This is a genomic window from Olleya sp. NP1-10 (assembly GCF_055804415.1).
Window position 1 is genome coordinate 1,167,505 of the sequence record NZ_CM147840.1, and the last position, 18,053, is coordinate 1,185,557.

Annotated in this window: 20 protein-coding genes and 2 pseudogenes; 15 read left to right on the top strand and 7 right to left on the bottom strand. The window is 31.1% G+C overall.

Going from position 1 to position 18,053, the window contains the following annotated elements; all coding sequences use genetic code 11:
- Complete coding sequence (rpmA, locus tag AC0L4B_RS05335; RefSeq protein WP_028283192.1) at nucleotides 1-261, top strand: 50S ribosomal protein L27; 261 nt, start codon at nucleotides 1-3, stop codon at nucleotides 259-261.
- A gap of 65 nt (nucleotides 262-326) precedes the next feature.
- Here rpmA and AC0L4B_RS05340 read toward each other — a convergent pair whose 3' ends face one another.
- Together AC0L4B_RS05340 and ahcY are read right to left on the bottom strand one after the other, a co-directional pair.
- Nucleotides 327-788 (bottom strand): DinB family protein, encoded by a 462-nt coding sequence (locus tag AC0L4B_RS05340; protein WP_473438867.1) that lies wholly within the window; start codon nucleotides 786-788, stop codon nucleotides 327-329.
- Between the two features lie 299 nt (nucleotides 789-1,087).
- Complete coding sequence (ahcY, locus tag AC0L4B_RS05345; protein WP_473438868.1) at nucleotides 1,088-2,404, bottom strand: adenosylhomocysteinase; 1,317 nt, start codon at nucleotides 2,402-2,404, stop codon at nucleotides 1,088-1,090.
- Nucleotides 2,405-2,536: 132 nt separating this feature from the next.
- On the opposite strand from ahcY, the gene AC0L4B_RS05350 reads away from it, so the two are divergent.
- The 8 genes and pseudogenes from AC0L4B_RS05350 to AC0L4B_RS05385 all read left to right on the top strand — a co-directional run bounded on the left by AC0L4B_RS05350 (nucleotide 2,537) and on the right by AC0L4B_RS05385 (nucleotide 9,807).
- A complete protein-coding gene (locus tag AC0L4B_RS05350; RefSeq protein WP_473438869.1) occupies nucleotides 2,537-3,163 on the top strand; it encodes a 4'-phosphopantetheinyl transferase family protein in 627 nt (208 codons plus the stop codon).
- Nucleotides 3,163-3,885 (top strand): phosphoglycerol geranylgeranyltransferase, encoded by a 723-nt coding sequence (locus tag AC0L4B_RS05355; protein ID WP_473438870.1) that lies wholly within the window; start codon nucleotides 3,163-3,165, stop codon nucleotides 3,883-3,885. The genes AC0L4B_RS05350 and AC0L4B_RS05355 overlap by 1 nt, the downstream gene beginning before the upstream one ends.
- A 2-nt stretch (nucleotides 3,886-3,887) precedes the next feature.
- Nucleotides 3,888-4,148, top strand: coding sequence for a thiamine-binding protein (locus AC0L4B_RS05360; RefSeq protein WP_473438871.1), 261 nt, complete (start codon nucleotides 3,888-3,890; stop codon nucleotides 4,146-4,148).
- Nucleotides 4,132-4,762 (top strand): annotated as a pseudogene (pnuC, locus tag AC0L4B_RS05365) (nicotinamide riboside transporter PnuC). The gene AC0L4B_RS05360 and the pseudogene pnuC overlap by 17 nt, the downstream one beginning before the upstream one ends.
- Nucleotides 4,723-5,295 carry an AAA family ATPase gene (locus AC0L4B_RS05370; protein WP_473438872.1) on the top strand — a complete coding sequence of 191 codons (573 nt, stop codon included), beginning with the start codon at nucleotides 4,723-4,725 and terminating at the stop codon, nucleotides 5,293-5,295. Before pnuC ends, AC0L4B_RS05370 begins: the two are co-directional and overlap by 40 nt.
- Nucleotides 5,295-6,848, top strand: coding sequence for a DUF4301 family protein (locus AC0L4B_RS05375; RefSeq protein ID WP_473438873.1), 1,554 nt, complete (start codon nucleotides 5,295-5,297; stop codon nucleotides 6,846-6,848). The genes AC0L4B_RS05370 and AC0L4B_RS05375 overlap by 1 nt, the downstream gene beginning before the upstream one ends.
- A complete protein-coding gene (arfB, locus tag AC0L4B_RS05380) occupies nucleotides 6,849-7,256 on the top strand; it encodes an alternative ribosome rescue aminoacyl-tRNA hydrolase ArfB (protein ID WP_473438874.1) in 408 nt (135 codons plus the stop codon). It abuts the gene before it with no gap.
- 295 nt (nucleotides 7,257-7,551) lie between these two features.
- Entirely contained in the window at nucleotides 7,552-9,807 is a 2,256-nt protein-coding gene (locus tag AC0L4B_RS05385; RefSeq protein WP_473438875.1) for a TonB-dependent receptor, read from the top strand.
- Nucleotides 9,808-9,859: 52 nt separating this feature from the next.
- On the opposite strand, the gene AC0L4B_RS05390 is transcribed toward AC0L4B_RS05385, so the two are convergent.
- Nucleotides 9,860-10,306, bottom strand: coding sequence for a Rieske (2Fe-2S) protein (locus AC0L4B_RS05390; RefSeq protein ID WP_473438876.1), 447 nt, complete (start codon nucleotides 10,304-10,306; stop codon nucleotides 9,860-9,862).
- A gap of 151 nt (nucleotides 10,307-10,457) precedes the next feature.
- Between AC0L4B_RS05390 and greA the strand changes: the two genes are divergently transcribed.
- The gene (gene greA / locus AC0L4B_RS05395; protein WP_473438877.1) at nucleotides 10,458-10,931 is read left to right on the top strand and encodes a transcription elongation factor GreA; all 474 of its coding nucleotides are present in this window, start codon (nucleotides 10,458-10,460) and stop codon (nucleotides 10,929-10,931) included.
- A 132-nt stretch (nucleotides 10,932-11,063) separates the two neighbouring features.
- Nucleotides 11,064-11,453 (top strand): HIT family protein, encoded by a 390-nt coding sequence (locus AC0L4B_RS05400; RefSeq protein WP_473438878.1) that lies wholly within the window; start codon nucleotides 11,064-11,066, stop codon nucleotides 11,451-11,453.
- On the opposite strand, the gene AC0L4B_RS05405 is transcribed toward AC0L4B_RS05400, so the two are convergent.
- Together AC0L4B_RS05405 and AC0L4B_RS05410 are read right to left on the bottom strand one after the other, a co-directional pair.
- A complete protein-coding gene (locus tag AC0L4B_RS05405) occupies nucleotides 11,448-11,798 on the bottom strand; it encodes a hypothetical protein (protein ID WP_473438879.1) in 351 nt (116 codons plus the stop codon). The genes AC0L4B_RS05400 and AC0L4B_RS05405 overlap by 6 nt on opposite strands.
- Nucleotides 11,799-12,984 (bottom strand): annotated as a pseudogene (locus tag AC0L4B_RS05410) (sensor histidine kinase). It lies immediately after the preceding gene.
- A gap of 120 nt (nucleotides 12,985-13,104) precedes the next feature.
- Between AC0L4B_RS05410 and AC0L4B_RS05415 the strand changes: the two are divergent.
- The 3 genes from AC0L4B_RS05415 to aat all read left to right on the top strand — a co-directional run bounded on the left by AC0L4B_RS05415 (nucleotide 13,105) and on the right by aat (nucleotide 15,115).
- Nucleotides 13,105-13,959: a flavin reductase family protein gene (locus AC0L4B_RS05415; RefSeq protein WP_473438880.1), complete on the top strand. Its 855-nt coding sequence runs from the start codon at nucleotides 13,105-13,107 to the stop codon at nucleotides 13,957-13,959.
- 45 nt (nucleotides 13,960-14,004) lie between these two features.
- Nucleotides 14,005-14,379 carry a DUF3127 domain-containing protein gene (locus tag AC0L4B_RS05420; RefSeq protein ID WP_028289677.1) on the top strand — a complete coding sequence of 125 codons (375 nt, stop codon included), beginning with the start codon at nucleotides 14,005-14,007 and terminating at the stop codon, nucleotides 14,377-14,379.
- 109 nt (nucleotides 14,380-14,488) lie between these two features.
- Nucleotides 14,489-15,115, top strand: coding sequence for a leucyl/phenylalanyl-tRNA--protein transferase (aat, locus tag AC0L4B_RS05425; protein WP_473438881.1), 627 nt, complete (start codon nucleotides 14,489-14,491; stop codon nucleotides 15,113-15,115).
- On the opposite strand, the gene AC0L4B_RS05430 is transcribed toward aat, so the two are convergent.
- Nucleotides 15,112-15,675 carry a DNA-3-methyladenine glycosylase I gene (locus tag AC0L4B_RS05430; RefSeq protein ID WP_473438882.1) on the bottom strand — a complete coding sequence of 188 codons (564 nt, stop codon included), beginning with the start codon at nucleotides 15,673-15,675 and terminating at the stop codon, nucleotides 15,112-15,114. The two genes, aat and AC0L4B_RS05430, sit on opposite strands and share 4 nt — an antisense overlap.
- 265 nt (nucleotides 15,676-15,940) lie before the next feature.
- Here AC0L4B_RS05430 and AC0L4B_RS05435 point away from each other — a divergent pair, with 265 nt between their 5' ends.
- Complete coding sequence (locus tag AC0L4B_RS05435) at nucleotides 15,941-16,561, top strand: thioredoxin family protein (RefSeq protein ID WP_473438883.1); 621 nt, start codon at nucleotides 15,941-15,943, stop codon at nucleotides 16,559-16,561.
- Nucleotides 16,562-16,564: 3 nt separating this feature from the next.
- On the opposite strand, the gene truB is transcribed toward AC0L4B_RS05435, so the two are convergent.
- A complete protein-coding gene (gene truB, locus AC0L4B_RS05440; protein WP_473438884.1) occupies nucleotides 16,565-18,049 on the bottom strand; it encodes a tRNA pseudouridine(55) synthase TruB in 1,485 nt (494 codons plus the stop codon).
- Between the last annotated feature and the right edge of the window lie 4 nt (nucleotides 18,050-18,053).

Here is an 18,053-nt window from a genome sequence, read left to right on the forward strand (position 1 = left end):
ATGGCTCACAAAAAAGGGGTTGGTAGTTCGAAGAATGGTAGAGAATCAGAATCGAAACGTTTAGGCGTTAAGATATTTGGTGGACAAGCTGCTATTGCTGGAAACATTATCATAAGACAAAGAGGTAATACACACCATCCAGGTGAAAATGTATACCAAGGAAAAGATCACACTTTACATGCTAAAGTTGATGGTTTAGTAAAATTTACAAAGAAAAGAGACAATAAGTCTTACGTTTCTATTGAGCCTTTCCAAGCTTAGAAATTTTATTTCCTGGAAATTAAAAAGCCCTTTCTTGATTTGGAAAGGGCTTTTTTTATAATTTACTATTTAAGTATATCTTTTATAATCTTTAAATGATGTGTGGTGTGAAGAATTAAAAAACGATGTACTCTTTTTGTATTGACATGTCCAAATAGAGGATGTTTAAAATAGGCATTTTTGTCTAGGTCAGCAATTTGATTAATATTGCTTTTAGCTTCTTTAACTTGAGCTATAAGATCTTCTTTTAAGATGACTTCTGGAGGTTTTACATGTTTAGGTGCTTTTGCTTTTCCTCTCGGAAAAAAACCTAACATAAAAAACACCTTTCCTAAAACACTAAAATTGTTGGAATAAGTTTTTGGGTCTGAATTTTTTAAAGCAGTGCAGACGTTGTTTATAACTTTAAGGCTGTGATCTATATGCCAAGCTATATTGCTTTTAGATACTTTAGGGTTTGATAGGTTGTGATTTGCTATGTTGTTTTCTAAATTATTTATGGCTGCAGTTAGTTTTTGTAAGGACATAGTCTTGTTTTTGCCTTGTGAAGATACTTAAAATGAACTTGACTTAACAAAAGTTAAACTATTTTACTAAATATTACAGTGCTTTTGCGGATTAACTCGCAATAAGGATTGTAGTGGCATCCTTTTTTGAGGCACGAGAAAAAGATATAACGGAAAGTGTGGTTGTTTGTGGCTTTTTTGCCAGAAACAAATTGCCATAAAACAAAAAAATCCCAAACATTGCTGCTTGGGATTTGATATGTAATTATAAAGTATGTGATTGCTACATCTCTAAAAAGTGACTTGCAATGACGCTTTAATTAGTACCTGTAATGTTCTGGCTTGTATGGACCATCAACAGTAACACCTATATATTCTGCTTGATATTCAGCAAGTTCAGTAAGCTCGACACCAATTTTAGCTAAGTGTAATTTTGCTACTTTTTCGTCTAAATGCTTTGGTAACATGTATACGTCGTTTTCGTACTTGTCACTGTTTTTCCAAAGTTCGATTTGTGCTAATGTTTGGTTTGTAAACGAGTTAGACATAACAAAACTAGGGTGTCCTGTTGCGCATCCAAGGTTTACTAAACGTCCTTCGGCTAGGATAATAATATCTTTACCATTAACATTGTATTTGTCTACTTGTGGTTTGATTGTGTCTTTAGTATCACCAAAGTTTTCGTTTAACCAAGCCATTTGTATTTCGTTATCAAAGTGTCCTATGTTACAAACAATAGTTTTGTCTTTCATTGCTTCAAAGTGCTCACCACGTACAATGTCTTTGTTTCCTGTTGTTGTAATTATGATATCACTGTTTCCAACTACTGTTTCAAGTTTTTTAACTTCAAAACCGTCCATTGCTGCTTGTAAAGCACAAATTGGGTCAATTTCTGTAACTGTTACTATAGATCCAGCTCCTTTAAATGATGCAGCAGTACCTTTACCAACGTCACCATAACCACAAACGGTTACACGTTTACCAGCTAACATAATATCTGTTGCACGACGTATAGCATCTACAGCAGATTCTTTACAACCGTATTTGTTATCAAATTTAGATTTAGTTACAGAGTCGTTTACGTTAATTGCTGGCATTGTTAAAGTACCATTTTTAACACGCTCGTATAATCTGTGTACTCCTGTTGTAGTTTCTTCAGATAATCCTTTAATACCATCAGATAATTCTGGATATTTATCTAATACCATGTTTGTTAAATCTCCACCATCATCTAAAATCATGTTTAATGGTTTACGATCTTCACCAAAAAATAAGGTTTGTTCTATACACCAGTCAAATTCTTCTTCTGTCATGTCTTTCCAAGCGTAAACAGCAGTTCCTGCTTCTGCAATAGCAGCAGCAGCTTGATCTTGTGTAGAGAAAATGTTACAAGAACTCCAAGTAACCTCAGCACCTAAAGCTTGTAAAGTTTCAATTAAGACAGCAGTTTGGATAGTCATGTGTAAACATCCTGCAATACGTGCACCTTTTAATGGCTGCTCGTCTTTATACTCCTCACGTAAACTCATTAGTCCTGGCATTTCTGCTTCGGCTAAATTAATTTCTTTTCTTCCCCAAGCCGCAAGCGACATGTCTTTTACCTTATTAGGTACGTAAGCAACGTTTTTTGTACTCATATTATTTATCTCTTTATTTTATAAATGAAACACCTTTGGGAATTAGCACTTAAAATGGTTAAATTCGCTTAACTAAAATGCATAATGAGCCTTAGGCTTTGCAAAGATAACTAATAGAATTTAGAATATTAAATGCCTCTATATAAAACCATTACTCCTAATTCACAAACTACTGTTAAAATCTGGAAGATTGAAGAGTCTTATGACCAATTAATCAATCCGTTAGATTTAAAACCTGAAAGCTTAACTCGTGTTTTAGGTATGAAAAGTGAACTGCACCAACGTGGATTTTTAAGTGTTAGACACTTGCTTAAAGCTTTTGGTTATACTGATCAAGATTTGTATTATGACACCAATGGAAAACCACATTTAAAAGATGGAAAACACATATCTATAACGCATAGCTTTACGTTTTCTGGAGTAATTGTTAGTGATACTGAAGTTGGTATTGATATAGAACAGCAACGAGATAAAATAGCTGTAATAGCAAAAAAGTTTGTAGAGTATGAATTTGAATATTTGGACAAGCAAGCGTCTGATTACATTAACAAATTAACAGTGATTTGGGGAATTAAAGAATCTCTTTATAAATTGTTTGCAACACCTGGAATGTTGTTTAGAGAGCACTTTTTAGTCATTCCGTTTACAATGCATGACGATCAAACCATTTGTTGGATAGATTATAAAGGTTTAAAAAAACGTTATACTGCCAATTATTTAGAATTTGAAGGCTTTACTTGTGCTTATGTTATAGAATAATGAGTGTTTATAACGACATACTTTCCGCGAAAGCGAAAAACAAGAAATTATTAGCCATATTAATTGATCCAGATAATTTTGATATAAAATTAATATCGCAATTTGCCGATAAAATAAATAAATCGATTATTACTCATGTTTTTGTAGGTGGAAGCACAGTTGAAGATGAGGTGACAGAACAACTAGTAAAAGCCATAAAGCCAATAGTAAATTTACCAATTGTATTATTTCCTGGTGATGTTACGCAAATAGCTAAAAATGCAGATGCTATTTTGTTTTTATCTTTAATATCTGGTAGAAATCCCAAATATTTAATAGAGAAACAAATTGAAGCAGTTTCTATATTAAAAAACACCAATTTAGAAGTCATCCCAACAGGTTATATTTTAATTGAAAACGGTAAGGAAACAACGGTTCAAAAAGTAACTAAAACACAGCCTATACCAATTAAAAAGCATCAATTAGTAGCTGATACAGCAAAAGCTGGAGAGTTATTGGGTAAAAAACTAATTTATTTAGAAGCAGGAAGTGGTGCTTTACATCCAGTACCTTTAAAAATTATAGAAGCAGTTAAAAAAGATTTAGATATACCTTTAATTGTTGGAGGTGGAATAAGAAGTAAAGCGCAATTGGATGCAGCTTATCATTCAGGAGCAAATTTAGTCGTTATAGGCACTGCGTTTGAAAATGATATCAATTTTTTTAATGAACTAAAATTATAAATATGAAAATTTCGGTAGACTTAACTTTGTCACCTTTAAGTAATGATTACGAGCAACATGTTATTGACTTCATTAAGATGTTGAGAGATTCTAAATTCACGGTTCTAGAAAATCCTTTGAGTACTCAGATTTTTGGAGAATTTGATCAATTAATGCCTTTTTTAAATGAAAAAATTAAAGCTTCGTTTGAAAATCAAGACATTTGTGTATTAACTATGAAAGTTGTTAAAACAGACAGAAGCGATTATGAACCACATTTTTGATTTCCTTTTTGGACAATATTTTGATTATGAAACTACAGATGTAATCTTAGAAATTACAGCAGTTTTTTTGGGTTTCTATCTGTGTGGTTTTCCAAACAAAATAAAATTTGGGTATTTCCAACAGGTATGATAAGTACTGTCATTTTTGTATATTTATTACTTAAATGGGAGTTGTTAGGCGATATGATGATAAATGCTTATTATTTTATAATGAGTGTTTATGGCTGGTATATTTGGACAAGAAAAGGTGATAATAGTCAAGCTACACCAATATCTAAAACAACAAAAAAAGAGAAAAAATAAGTTTTATAATATTTATAGCAACACTATTTTTTGTGTTTTTTGTTTATCAAACATTTGATAAATGGACCAGTTGGATTGCCTATATTGATACCGTTACCACTGCCATCTTTTTTGTTGGGATGTGGTTAATGGCTAGACGTAAAATTGAAAATTGGATTTTATGGATAATAGGTGACGTCATCTCAGTTCCGTTATATTTTCACAAAGGATTTACATTTACCTCCTTTCAGTATTTAGGATTTACAATTATTGCCATATTTGGCTATTTAGCATGGAAAAAGCACTTGAACAACAACCTTCAAACTGTATAAAAATAGTTTTGTTTGGACCAGAATCTACTGGTAAAACTACGTTATCACAACAATTAGCACGATATTACCACTCGGTTTGGGTACCAGAATATGCTCGCGAATATTTGCAAAACAAATGGAATAACGAGCGTAAAACTTGTGAAACTCAAGATTTACTTCCAATAGCAGTTGGGCAAATGAAATTAGAAAACGAGTTAGCCAAAAAAACAGGTTCTGTTTTAATTTGCGATACAGATTTGTTAGAAACAAAAGTATATTCTGAAGCTTATTATTCTGGTATTTGTGATCCAACTTTAGAAAAATATGCTTTAAAAAACATCTACGATCTGTACTTTTTAACGTATATTGATACACCTTGGGAAGCAGATGATTTACGCGATAAACCTGAAGAGCGTGAGGCTATGTTTAAAGCATTTGAAGCAGAATTGATAAAACATAAACGACCTTATGTTTTATTAAAAGGAGATAAAAAAACAAGATTAAAAATTGCTACAAATTATATAGATCAATTATTACAAACCAAAAACCAATAATGAATTTTAGTAAAGAAGATAAAGCATTATTAGAACAAAAAGGACTGTCTTTAAAAAAAATCGAACAACAATTAGCGTTGTTTAAAACAGGATTGCCTTTTATTAATTTAGAAAGAGCTGCAACAGCAGATGATGGTATTTTACAATTTTCAGAAGAAACGACTTTACAATTAATTAAAAAATATGACGCTGAAAAAGAAAAATTAGAGGTTGTTAAGTTTGTTCCAGCTTCCGGAGCAGCAACAAGAATGTTTAAGTTTTTATTTGGGTTTTCTAAGAAGTTTAAACCTAAAAAACAAACGCTTAATGCTTATATAAACAAAAATAAAGCATCTAATTTATCGTTATTTTTTATAGCTTTAGAAAAGTTTCCCTTTTATGATACAGTTATTAACTACTTAGAGAATCACAATAAAAATTATAAAAATCTTAATAACGATCAAAAGTTAGAAGCTTTTATTGCGGCTATTTTAGATGAAGATAAATTGTCTTTTAGTCAATATCCTAAAGGATTACTGCCTTTTCATAAATATAAAAATCATTTAGCCAGCGCTTTTGAAGAGCATTTGTTTGAAGCTGCATTATATGCTTCAACTAACGGTAAAGCTAAATTACATTTCACTATCTCAGAAAAGCATAAAGATAAATTTACTAACGAATTTACTCGTATTCAGAATATAGTAGAACAAAAGACAAACACTAAATTTGAAATTTCATTTTCTTACCAAAAAGGTGCTACCGATACAATAGCTGTGTCTACTTCAAATGAAGTTATCAGAGAAGAAAACGGCGCGTTATATTTTAGACCTTCTGGTCATGGTGCTTTAATTGAAAACTTAAACGATTTAGATGCAGATATTATCTTTATTAAAAACATCGATAATGTCGTGGTTAATAAGTTTGAAACTGAAGTTGCTAAATACAAAAAAATGCTAGCTGGTTTGTTAATTGAAGTTAAAGATCAAGCATTTAAATACGCCAAAGATTTAGATGAAAAAGAATTAACTAGTAAAGATATTATTGATATAGCTGAGTTTTTGATGTCCAAATTGAATGTGGTTATATCACCTGAATTTGAAAAATATTCTACACAATATCAAATAGAATACTTAAAAAGTAAAATAGATAGACCAATACGTATTTGTGGTATGGTAAAAAATGAAGGTGAACCTGGAGGAGGTCCTTTTTGGGTGAAGGATCAAGGTGCAAATATCTCACTACAAATTGTAGAGTCTGCACAGATTGATAAAAAAGTAAAGTCACAAAAAAACATTGTTAAAAAAGCAACACATTTTAATCCTGTGGATTTAGTGTGTAGTACAAAAAATTATAAAGGAGAATCTTATGATTTACAAAAATACGTAGACCATAAAACAGCTTTTATAACCTCTAAAAATAAATCTGGGCAAGAGATTAAAGCACTTGAGTTACCAGGTTTGTGGAATGGTAGTATGGCTAATTGGAATACTATTTTTGTTGAAGTCCCTTTAGTTACTTTTAATCCTGTAAAAACAGTCAATGATTTATTAAAACCAACACATCAGGTTTTATAAATGTTTGATGTTAAAGCTATAAAAAGCGAATGTAATTTAAAAGCTATTAGAAGCTCAGGGAGTGGTGGGCAACATGTTAACAAGGTTGCTACTAAAATTGAATTAAGTTTTTCTATTAACAATTCTTTGGTATTAACAGAAAATCAGAAAAGTTTAATTTTAGATAAACTATCAAATAGATTAACTAAAGATCAAGTTTTACTATTGCAATGTGGTGAAACTAGAAGTCAGCTTAAAAATAAAGAGATTGTTTTTAAGCGTTTAATCTTAATGCTTAAGGAAGCTTTAAAGCCTAAAAAAATCCGTAAACGGACTAAAGTACCTAAAGCTGTTATTAAAAAACGCTTGAAAAGTAAGAAAACCAATGCTCAGCGTAAAGTATATAGGAGAAAGCCTGAGCTTGATTGATATTTCATGCAATGTAGTTTGCTTTGATTGTAGATTTGTTTTTAGAGTAAAAAATAAATCAATTTCATATTTCATAAATCAAAATTCTAATCTACCTTTGCATTGTTCTCAAAAAAGGGGTGCCTATATCGGCTGAGATCATACCCATTGAACCTAGAACAGGTAATGCTGTTTAGGAATTTTAAGCACATTTATTGTGTTAACGTGTAATGTCTTTTCAAAAAAGAATACACACTATTTTAATAATTATTAAAGAATAATTACCTCTTTTTATTCGGTTAACGATGTAATCGTAATGAAAAATTTATTTCTTTTTTTAACATTTTTAATGTTATCAATTTATGCTAATGCACAACAACAGTCAACCCAATTGGATACGACTAAAGTGACTAAGCTTGATGAGGTGTTATTGTCAGCAACTAGAGCCAAGGACAAATCACCTTACGCATTTACTAACATAGCTAAAGATGATTTAGAATCTATTAATCTAGGTCAAGATTTACCAGTTTTATTAGATCAGTTGCCATCAGTAGTAACAACAAGTGATGCTGGTGCTGGTGTTGGTTACACAGGTATTAGGGTTAGAGGTAGTGACGCAACACGTGTTAATGTTACCATAAACGGAATTCCTTATAACGATCAAGAAAGTCAAGGAACATTTTGGGTAAATATGCCAGACTTTGTGAGTTCTGTAGAAGATATCCAATTACAACGTGGTGTCGGAACATCTACTAATGGTTCTGGTGCCTTTGGAGCAAGCTTAAACCTAAAAACGCTTAACCCTTCTACAGAGGGTTATGCATCTACGACTAATGTAGTTGGTAGTTTTGGAACTAGAAAACATAACGTGAGTATTGGTTCAGGTATAAAAAATAATTTTTATGCAGAAGCAAGAGTGTCTAACATACAAAGTGATGGATATATTGATCGTGCTCGTGCAGACTTGAATAGTTATTATGCAGAAGCTGGTTTTATAAATAATAAAACATCAATTAAAGCTATCGTCTTTGGAGGTAAAGAAGAAACTTACCAATCGTGGTATGGAACACCAGAAGCAGTTGTTAACAATGATTTAGAAGGAATACAAGCATTTATAGATAGAAATTATTCAAGCGATGCAGAAGCAGAAAATCTTTTAAATGCTGGTAGAACGTATAATTTTTATACTTATGACAACGAGGTTGATAATTATCAACAAACGCATTACCAATTGCATGCTTCTCATCAATTTAATTCTAATTTTTCCGCAAACATTTCTGGTAATTTTACTAGAGGAAAAGGGTATTTTGAGCAGTATAAAGATGGAGAAGAATTAGGTGATTATTTTCCAAATAATACAAATGCTTCAGAAGAAGGCGATGTTATTAGAAGACGTTGGTTAGATAATAATTTTACAGCTATAGTCTATTCGCTTAATTACAAAAAGGACAAGTTAAATTTGTATTTAGGTGGTGGATACAACTCTTATAAAGGGGATCATTTTGGTGAAGTTATTTGGGATTCTTTTGAGACCTTAATACCTATTAGGAGTAATTATTATTTTAGTTATGGAGATAAAGATGACTTTAATACCTATGTAAAAGCAGAATATAATATTAATTCTAATCTCTTTGCTTTATTGGATTTACAATACAGAACTGTTACTTATGAGTCTGTTGGAACAAGTTCTGATTTGTTAGATATTAATGTCAATCAAAAATATAATTTCTTTAATCCAAAGTTGGGATTAACTTATAGAATTGATAATAATAGCAGCCTTTATGGATCTTATGCAGTTGGAAATAGAGAACCAAATCGTGATGACTTAACCAAAAATCCAATATTGCCAAAAGCAGAACAATTACACGATTTTGAATTTGGTTATAAATTAAGAAATAAAGATTTTTATGTTAATGCTAATTTGTACTACATGAATTACACAGATCAGTTAGTCTTAACTGGAGATTTAGATGATGTAGGTGATGCTATAAGAGAAAATGTAGAAGACAGTTACAGGGCAGGTATTGAGTTACAGGCTGGATATGCATTTTCTAAACAATTTAGGATTGATGCTAATGCTACCTTTAGTCAAAACAAAATAAAAGAATTTGACTATGTAGTATATGATACCCAATATGACCCAAACACTTATTCAGTAGTTTCGTATGAGCCAGTTGTGACTAAATTTGAAGACACAGATATTTCATTTTCACCAAATGTTATCATTGGTAATACTTTAACATATTCACCAATAAAAAACGCCAACATTGCTTTAATTTCAAAATATGTTGGTAAACAGTTTTTAGATAATACTTCTAGTGATAGCAAGAGTATGGACGCTTATTTTGTAAATAACATTAATATATCTTACAAACTACAGCCAAAATGGATTAAAGAAATTGCATTTAATGTTTTAGTAAATAATGTTTTCAATGATAAATATGTTTCAAATGGTTATACCTATAGCTATTATTATAGACCTGAGAACTCAAATGACGCACCAATAACAGAAAACTTTTACTACCCACAAGCAACTACAAACTTTTTAGTAGGTGCAACATTAAAATTTTAATCAATAATTTTTAACAACCCTTTAAAAGCATCTCTAATTTAGAGGTGCTTTTTTAGTTATTGTAAACTCTAATAACGTTTCCGTTAGCTTCAACAAAATAAGGTTTTAAGCTATATTGTACACTAGTTCCATCAAAAGGGACTCCACCACCAGCAATACTATAGCTGTTAGCATCATCACAACCACAAGTCGCTATACCACCTTCAATAGTTAATACAGAACAGTTGGAAGGAGCATGGTTAGGGTCTGTAATCTCAAAAGCATAATATTGATTTCCGGTATAATAAACTACAATACCATTATAACCATAGCCATTTAATACAACAGTACCACCAGGAAATTCTAAATCATTATATTGTGGCAACGTCGTATTTATAGTATTTGTAGTATCAAAAGTAATATCAGGTATAAAATTACTACCGTTATCATCATCATTGTTATTCTGGCAAGAAAACAAGATGACAGAACATAAAATAAGTGTATATAAAGATCTTAACATATAAATTTTAATAGTTTTTTAGCATCGCAATTTACAACAAATACGACGTTGAATTAAATATTTTGTATATTTGTAATACAATCTCGTAGCGACGAGATTTTTTTATGCTGAATTTAATTCGGCATCTTTTTATTTAATTAACGATGAAGTTATGAGTAAAGTATCTTATTATACAGCAGAAGGGTTAAAAAAATTGCGTGACGAGCTTAAGCAACTTAAAGATGTAGAGCGTGTAAAAGCATCAAAAGCTATTGCAGAAGCAAGAGATAAAGGTGATTTAAGTGAAAATGCCGAGTACGATGCAGCCAAAGAAGCACAAGGTATGTTAGAAATGCGTATAGCTAAACTTGAAGACCAAATGGCAGGAGCACGTGTTATAGACGAGTCTCAAATGGACACTTCAAAAATACTAGTATTATCTAAAGTAAAAATCAAAAACCAAACCAATGGTATGGAAATGAATTACACTTTAGTAGCAGATGGAGAAGCGGACTTAGCTTCAGGAAAAATATCTGTAAACAGTCCAATAGGAAAAGGTTTATTAGGTAAATCTGTTGGAGATGTTGCAGAAATTAGTGTGCCAAGTGGTATCATTAAATTTGATATTGTTGAAATATCAAGATAAACATTAAACAATCTGTTTTCGCTTTCGCGGAAATTATGAAAACTATAAAACTTTTAAAATTCCTGTTTATTCTGAAGCAAAAATCAGATTAGCAGGAATCTTTTTTTATCTTTATTTTTTAAATTAAAATATATGGCTTCTATTTTTACAAAGATTGTTAATGGTGAAATCCCTTGCTACAAAGTAGCAGAAACTGAAGATTTTTTAGCTTTTTTGGATGTAAATCCTAATGCTGAAGGTCATACACTTTGTATCCCTAAAAAAGAAGTAGATAAACTATTTGATTTAGATGAAGCGACCTACATTAGATTAATGCAATTTTCTAGAGAAGTAGCTATAGCTTTAGAAAAAACTGTACCATGTAAGCGTGTAGGAGTAAGTGTTATTGGGTTAGAAGTACCACATGTACACGTGCATTTAATTCCGTTAAACACTATGGAAGATGCAAGGTTTATAAACAAAGTAGCCTTGCAAAAAGACCAATTTGAAGCTTTAGCTAAAGCTATTAATGTAAATTTATAGGTAATTATAAACTAAAAAAGCAATTACGGCAGCTAAACTTAATACAAGTACTGTAAATAATACCCAAAATAGGGGTTTATATTTTTTTGATGACTTTTTAGGCTGAAAAGCCTTCATTTGGTAATCGTAAATACGCTCTATGTCATCAGTCCATCGTGCAGGATATATTTCTGTATTACAGACCACACAATTCATTTCTGTACTAACCTCTTGTGTAACGCTTTTATAAAAAGCAGTTTCAATAAAGCGCTGTTTAAAAGTTAATTGTAAGCCTTTAGTGCTAAAACACTCAGGGCAATTGTTAATTAAATTTACAGTATTTATTGTTATTAATTTCTCTGACATTTATAATATCGTTTTTAAACTAATTTGCATGGTTGTACCAACTCCTTTTTCTGAGGTTAATACTTTAATTTTACCATTATGAAAGTCTTCTACAATCCGTTTTGCTAAAGACAAACCAAGTCCCCAACCTCTTTTTTTGTGGTATAACCAGGCTCAAAGATAGTATTAAATTCGTTTTTACTTATTCCTTTTCCAGTATCTGTTACTGTAATTTTTACTTGTTGTTCTAATTGAGATATACTAAGCTGTAAATCACCTTTTCCTTTCATGGCATCTATTGCATTTTTAACTAAATTTTCAATAGTCCAACCATAAAGTTGTTTGTTTAAATTAACATAAATAGGGTGTTTGGGTAAGTTTATGTCAAAGTTTACAAGCTTAGAGGATCTAGATTTTAAATAGTCAAAGGCGTCTTGAGTTTCTGATATTATATCAGCTTTTTCAAGTGTAGGTATAGACCCAATTTTACTAAAACGCTCTGTAATAGTTTGTAATCTATGGATGTCTTTTTCAATTTCTTTGATATATTCAGGATTGGTATCTTCAATTTTTAATATTTCTGTCCAACCAATTAAAGAAGATAAAGGTGTGCCTATTTGGTGTGCAGTTTCTTTAGCCATTCCTGACCATAATTTATTTTGGGTCGCAATTTTGCTGCTTCTGTAAAAAAGTAAACCACTGCAGCAAACAATACTATAATTAGTAAAAGGGCTAATGGATAGTATTTTAATTTGTTTAATAATGGCGAGTTTCCGTAGTATAAAGTTCCTATAGCTTCATCTTTATTAGTGGTATTATTAAAATACGATAAGGGTATTGGACTGTTTTCTTGCTTAAACTGCTCTTTTTTCTTTATTAAAAATTTTTCGACGTGTCTGATTCTTAAAGTATCTAAATTATTAAAGCTACTTATTTCGCCTGTAGGCGAAACTAAAATCATTGGTGTTGTTGAGGTAGAATCTGTGATTATAAAAGTGGTTACATTGTTGACTTCGCCATCCAAACCATTTCTAAAACTATTTAAAAAATCACTTTGAGCATAAGACCAAGTTTCCATTTTTCTACGTTCTTCAGCTTTAAATTTTTGAAAAAACACATAGGTATTCCACAAAATTAAAGAGATAATAACAAACGAAGCAATAATAATAATCCAGCGAACCAGCTGACGATGTTTTGTAAAAAACATGATATAATTTTTTGTTGTTAATATAATGTAATTCTGTTAATAATATTGTGATGGATGTGTAGTTATTAGTTTTGGTTGGTTTACAGAATCCGTATTTTTGTGTAAAACAAACAGACAACTATGCTATCTTTTACTCCTCAAGAATTTCCGACCGCAAAATTACATGGCTATTTGCTTAGTGCTGTGGCACCTAGGCCAATAGCGTTTGCAAGTACTATTGATGCAAATGGTAAACCTAATTTATCACCTTTTAGTTTTTTTAACGTGTTTAGCGCTAATCCTCCTATTTTAATTTTTTCGCCAGCAAGACGCGTTAGAGATAATACTACAAAGCATACTTTACACAATGCAGAACTAACTAAAGAAGTTGTAATTAATGTTGTTAATTATGACATCGTACAACAAATGTCGCTAAGTAGCACAGAGTATGCAGAGGGTGTAAACGAATTTGATAAAGCTGGTTTAACTATGCTTAAGTCTGATATTGTAAAACCTTTTAGAGTAGCAGAAAGTCCTGTGCAAATGGAATGTAAAATCAACGATATTGTAAAACTTGGTACAGAAGGTGGAGCAGGTAATTTAATAATCTGCGAGGTTGTAAAAATGCATATTTCAGAATCTGTTTTAGACGAAAATAAAGCAATCGACCAAAATAAATTAGACTTAGTGTCTAGAGCAGGAGGTAGTTTTTACAGTCGAGCAAAATCAGGTTTTTTTGAAATCCCTAAACCATTATCAACCTTAGGTATAGGTGTCGATGCGTTACCTAAATCTGTTAGAGAAAGTGTGGTTTTAACAGGTAATGATTTAGGTCTTTTAGGAAATGTTGAAAACTTCCCTGAGGAAAAAAGCATTCTGGCTTTTAAAAACCAACATAATTTAAGTTCTTTGTCCACTGAACAAAAACACCAAAAAGCAAAAGACCTTTTAAGTTTTAATGATGTTGAAGGAGCTTGGAAAGTGTTATTATCGTAAATTTGCGATTTTAATTTAGACGAATATTTAATAATTATATAGAAAATGGAAGTACAAGGGAAAGTAAAACTAGTAGGAGAAACACAAACTTTTGGTAGTAATGGATTTAGAAAAAGAGAGTTAGTTGTAACTACAGAAGAGCAATATCCTCAGCATATTTTAGTAGAGTTTGTTCAAGATAAATGTGACTTATTAAACAACTATCAAGTTGGACAAGATGTTAAAGTAAATATTAATTTACGTGGTAGAGAATGGGTAAATCCTCAAGGTGAAACTAAGTACTTTAACTCTATTCAAGGATGGAGAATTGAAGGTGTACAAGCAGGAGCGCCTCAAGGTATGCCAGAAGTGCCACCAGCACAAGCTTTTGAGCCAGCTAAAGATGTAAAGTCAGAAGATCACGACGACTTACCATTTTAGTAAATATAGTACTGTAATAACAGTATTAACAAATAAAACCTCAATACTTACGTGTTGAGGTTTTTTTATTATAACACTTTTACTTATTTTTCAATCAATATAATAAAGTATGGATTTTTTAAACACTAGCAATAATTTCCCTGATGTATCTCAAGCTACCGATGATGGTTTATTAGCTGTTGGTGGAGACTTAAGTCCAGAGCGTTTGCTTGATGCTTATCAAAAAGGAATTTTTCCTTGGTTTGAAGATGATAATACAATTTTATGGTGGTCACCAGATCCTAGATTTGTTTTGTTTCCAGAAGATTTAAAAGTCTCTAAAAGTATGAAACAAGTTTTACGTAATACAGATTTTGAAGTTACAGTCAATACAAATTTTGAAGCTGTAATTAATGCTTGTGCAGTAGCTAATAGACCAGGTCAGGATGATACTTGGATTACAAAGGGTATGATAGAAGCTTACACAAAATTAAACCAATTGGGTTATGCAAAATCAATAGAGGTTTGGTTAGATAAAGAACTGGTTGGCGGATTGTATGGTATAGATTTAAATAATGGCGTATTTTGTGGTGAGAGTATGTTTACTAAAGTTAGTAATGCTAGCAAAGTAGGTTTTATAAGTTTTATTCAAAACACTAACTATAAGCTAATAGATTGTCAAGTTTATACTAACCACCTTGAAAGTTTAGGAGCTATAGATATACCTCGTGATCAATTTTTAAAGTATTTAATTTAAACTTCATTGTACCTGAAACAGTCAACTTCATGATCGTTTACCATACCAATAGCTTGCATAAAAGCGTAAATAACTGTTGATCCAACAAATTTAAAACCTCGTTTTTTTAAGGCTTTACTAATAGTGTCACTTAACTGCGTGTTGGCAGGAGCGTCTTTATAATGCTGTACTTTGTTTTTTATAGGTTTGTTGTCTACAAAAGCCCATATGTAATCACTAAAACTTCCAAATTCATTTTGTATGTCTATAAATAATTTTGCGTTAGTAATTGTTGCGTTTATTTTAAGCTTATTTCTTATAATACCAGCATTTTGTAATAACTCAGCTTTTTTATCTTCATTGTAGTTCGCAATTTTTTTATAGTCAAACTGATCTAATGCATCAAAAAAATTATTGCGTTTTCTTAGAATAGTAATCCAACTAAGTCCTGCTTGAAAGGTTTCTAATATTAAAAATTCAAAAAGGGTATTATCATCATAAACAGGTGTTCCCCATTCTTGATCATGATAAGCTTCATAAAGTGCATCACCAACACACCATCCACATTTATGCTTTTTCATTGTTCTTCATTTTACGATATTGGTTAATATTAATTAATATATAGATAAGTACTATTAGATGTCTTAAATCAAATAAGAATAAGTTTTTGAAAATATGGTAATTAGGAATTAAGTTAAAATACTTACAAAGTAATAAAGCTAAAAATATAATTAGTAAAATAGTCTTAATTTTTCGAATAGAAAGCATTGTAAGGAATTTTCAATATTTTCTACTAATGTAACAACAGTAACTTAAAAAAAATAATAGTTACAGTATTTTTGTAATATGGAAACAACAACACATAACAATATCAAACAAATTATAAAGGACAGTTTAACTAGAAGTATGAGTTATGCTGAATACAGAGCTTTAGTTTCGACTTTAGTCGAAACCAATTCTAACACAGGTAACCAAGTTACTGAAGCTTTAGCTAATTATACAATGTTGAATGATAGGCGTATGAAACGTTGGGATAAAACTGTTAAAATAGATGAAGGGTTATCGGCTTCCATTGCTAATAAAACAATTGACCAAACTTGGATAATTATTACTGAAAGTTGGTGTGGTGATGCAGCACATGTAATGCCAGTAATTAATAAAATAGCTGAGTTAAATCAAGGCATTAATTTTAAAGTCGTACTTAGAGACCAAAACGAAGCTTTAATGGATAATTTCTTAACCAATGGATCAAGGTCTATTGCTAAGTTAATTATAGTGGATAATGATACTGAAAATGTGGTTGCTACTTATGGTCCAAGACCAAGCACAGCAACAGCTTTAGTTAATGATTATAAAGCAAAACATGGAGGTTTAACACCAGAGTTTAAAGAGGATTTACAAAAATGGTATAATAAAGATAAAGGACAAACAGTAATCGCAGACTTAGTACCTTTATTAGATAATTAAAAATTATTTACCTTTAAACTCAAAGGTTATTGAGCCTAATTGTTTAGACTTATCAGAGTTATCAAAAGTGGCTTTTTTTGCATACTCTAAAGCATGTTCTTGTAAGCAAACGTTGTTAGATGTTGACGCATTATTTACATAAGCATCAATAACATATCCTTGATTATCTACAGTTATATTAATTATTACTTTACCTTGAGCATTACACAAGTAAATAGGGATAGGAAGTGACTTATCTGTCCTTCCTTTTAACGAGTAATAAACACTACTATTGGTGTTAGCTGTGCTACCTTGCTTAGTGTTTTTGTTTTGAGATCGTTTATTTAAAACGTCATTAACACCCTTAAAGCTAGTTAAAGTTTTTTCAGATATAGCAGATTTTACTTCGCTTTTTTCAGTGGATACATCACTCTTTAAACTATTTTTATAAGTCTGCAACATTGGATTGTCATAATCCTCTGGAGGAGCAATGGGTTTATAAGCTTCAGCAAAATGTTTGTGCTTTTCACTGGTGTTAAAGGCTTTATTTGTGGATTTTGAGTCTGAATCTTGTATTAGCTCTTCAATGTCTTCAGGAGTTTCAATTTCAACTTGTTCAATGTCATAAATGGTTTCAGCTAAAGCTGGATTAGTTTTAAATACAGTCAAGTTTAACAGAGACAATACTAATGTGCCTATGATTAAAAATGTGATAGCTAACGCTTTATGAGAATTGTTTAATGTCATCTTTTGGGAGTCAATATCTATTGCCTTTCTATTTAATATACGTGTTTTAGGTTTAAAAAGACGTGATTTACTCTTTTTTTGTAGGTTTTTAATAAAGTCTTCTATTGTCAGTCCTTCATTGACATCAAAATCGCCAATTTTTGTACGTCGTAATGCAGACAAATGCCCTCCTGATTGTAACGCTTTTCCAAAATCATGAGCTAAAGATCGTATATAAGTACCTTTACTACAAACCACTTTAAAGTCTACATTTAAACCATCAATTTTAGTGATTTTAAAATCTTGTATGGTTATTTTCCTAGACTTAATCTCAACTGCTTCTCCAGCTCTTGCATATTCATATAATCGTTTACCTTCTTTTTTAAGAGCAGAAAAAACAGGTGGATACTGGTCGATTTCACCAATGAATTGCTGTGTAGTTTCATTAATTAATGCTTCGGTTATATGAGAAGTTTCAAAGGTTTGGTCTATTTCTGTTTCAAGATCGTAAGAAGGTGTTGTGCTACCTAAAACAATGGTTCCTGTATATTCTTTAATTTGTCCTTGAAAAGTATTGATTTGCTTAGTCATTTTACCTGTACATATTACAAGTAATCCTGTAGCTAATGGATCTAATGTACCAGCATGACCAACTTTTATTTTTTTAATATTGAAGGCCTGACGGATTTCCCAACGTAATTTATTTACAGCTTGAAAAGAAGTCCAATGTAAAGGCTTGTCTATTAATAATACTTGTCCTGCTTGGTAGTCGTCTCCTGTCATAAAA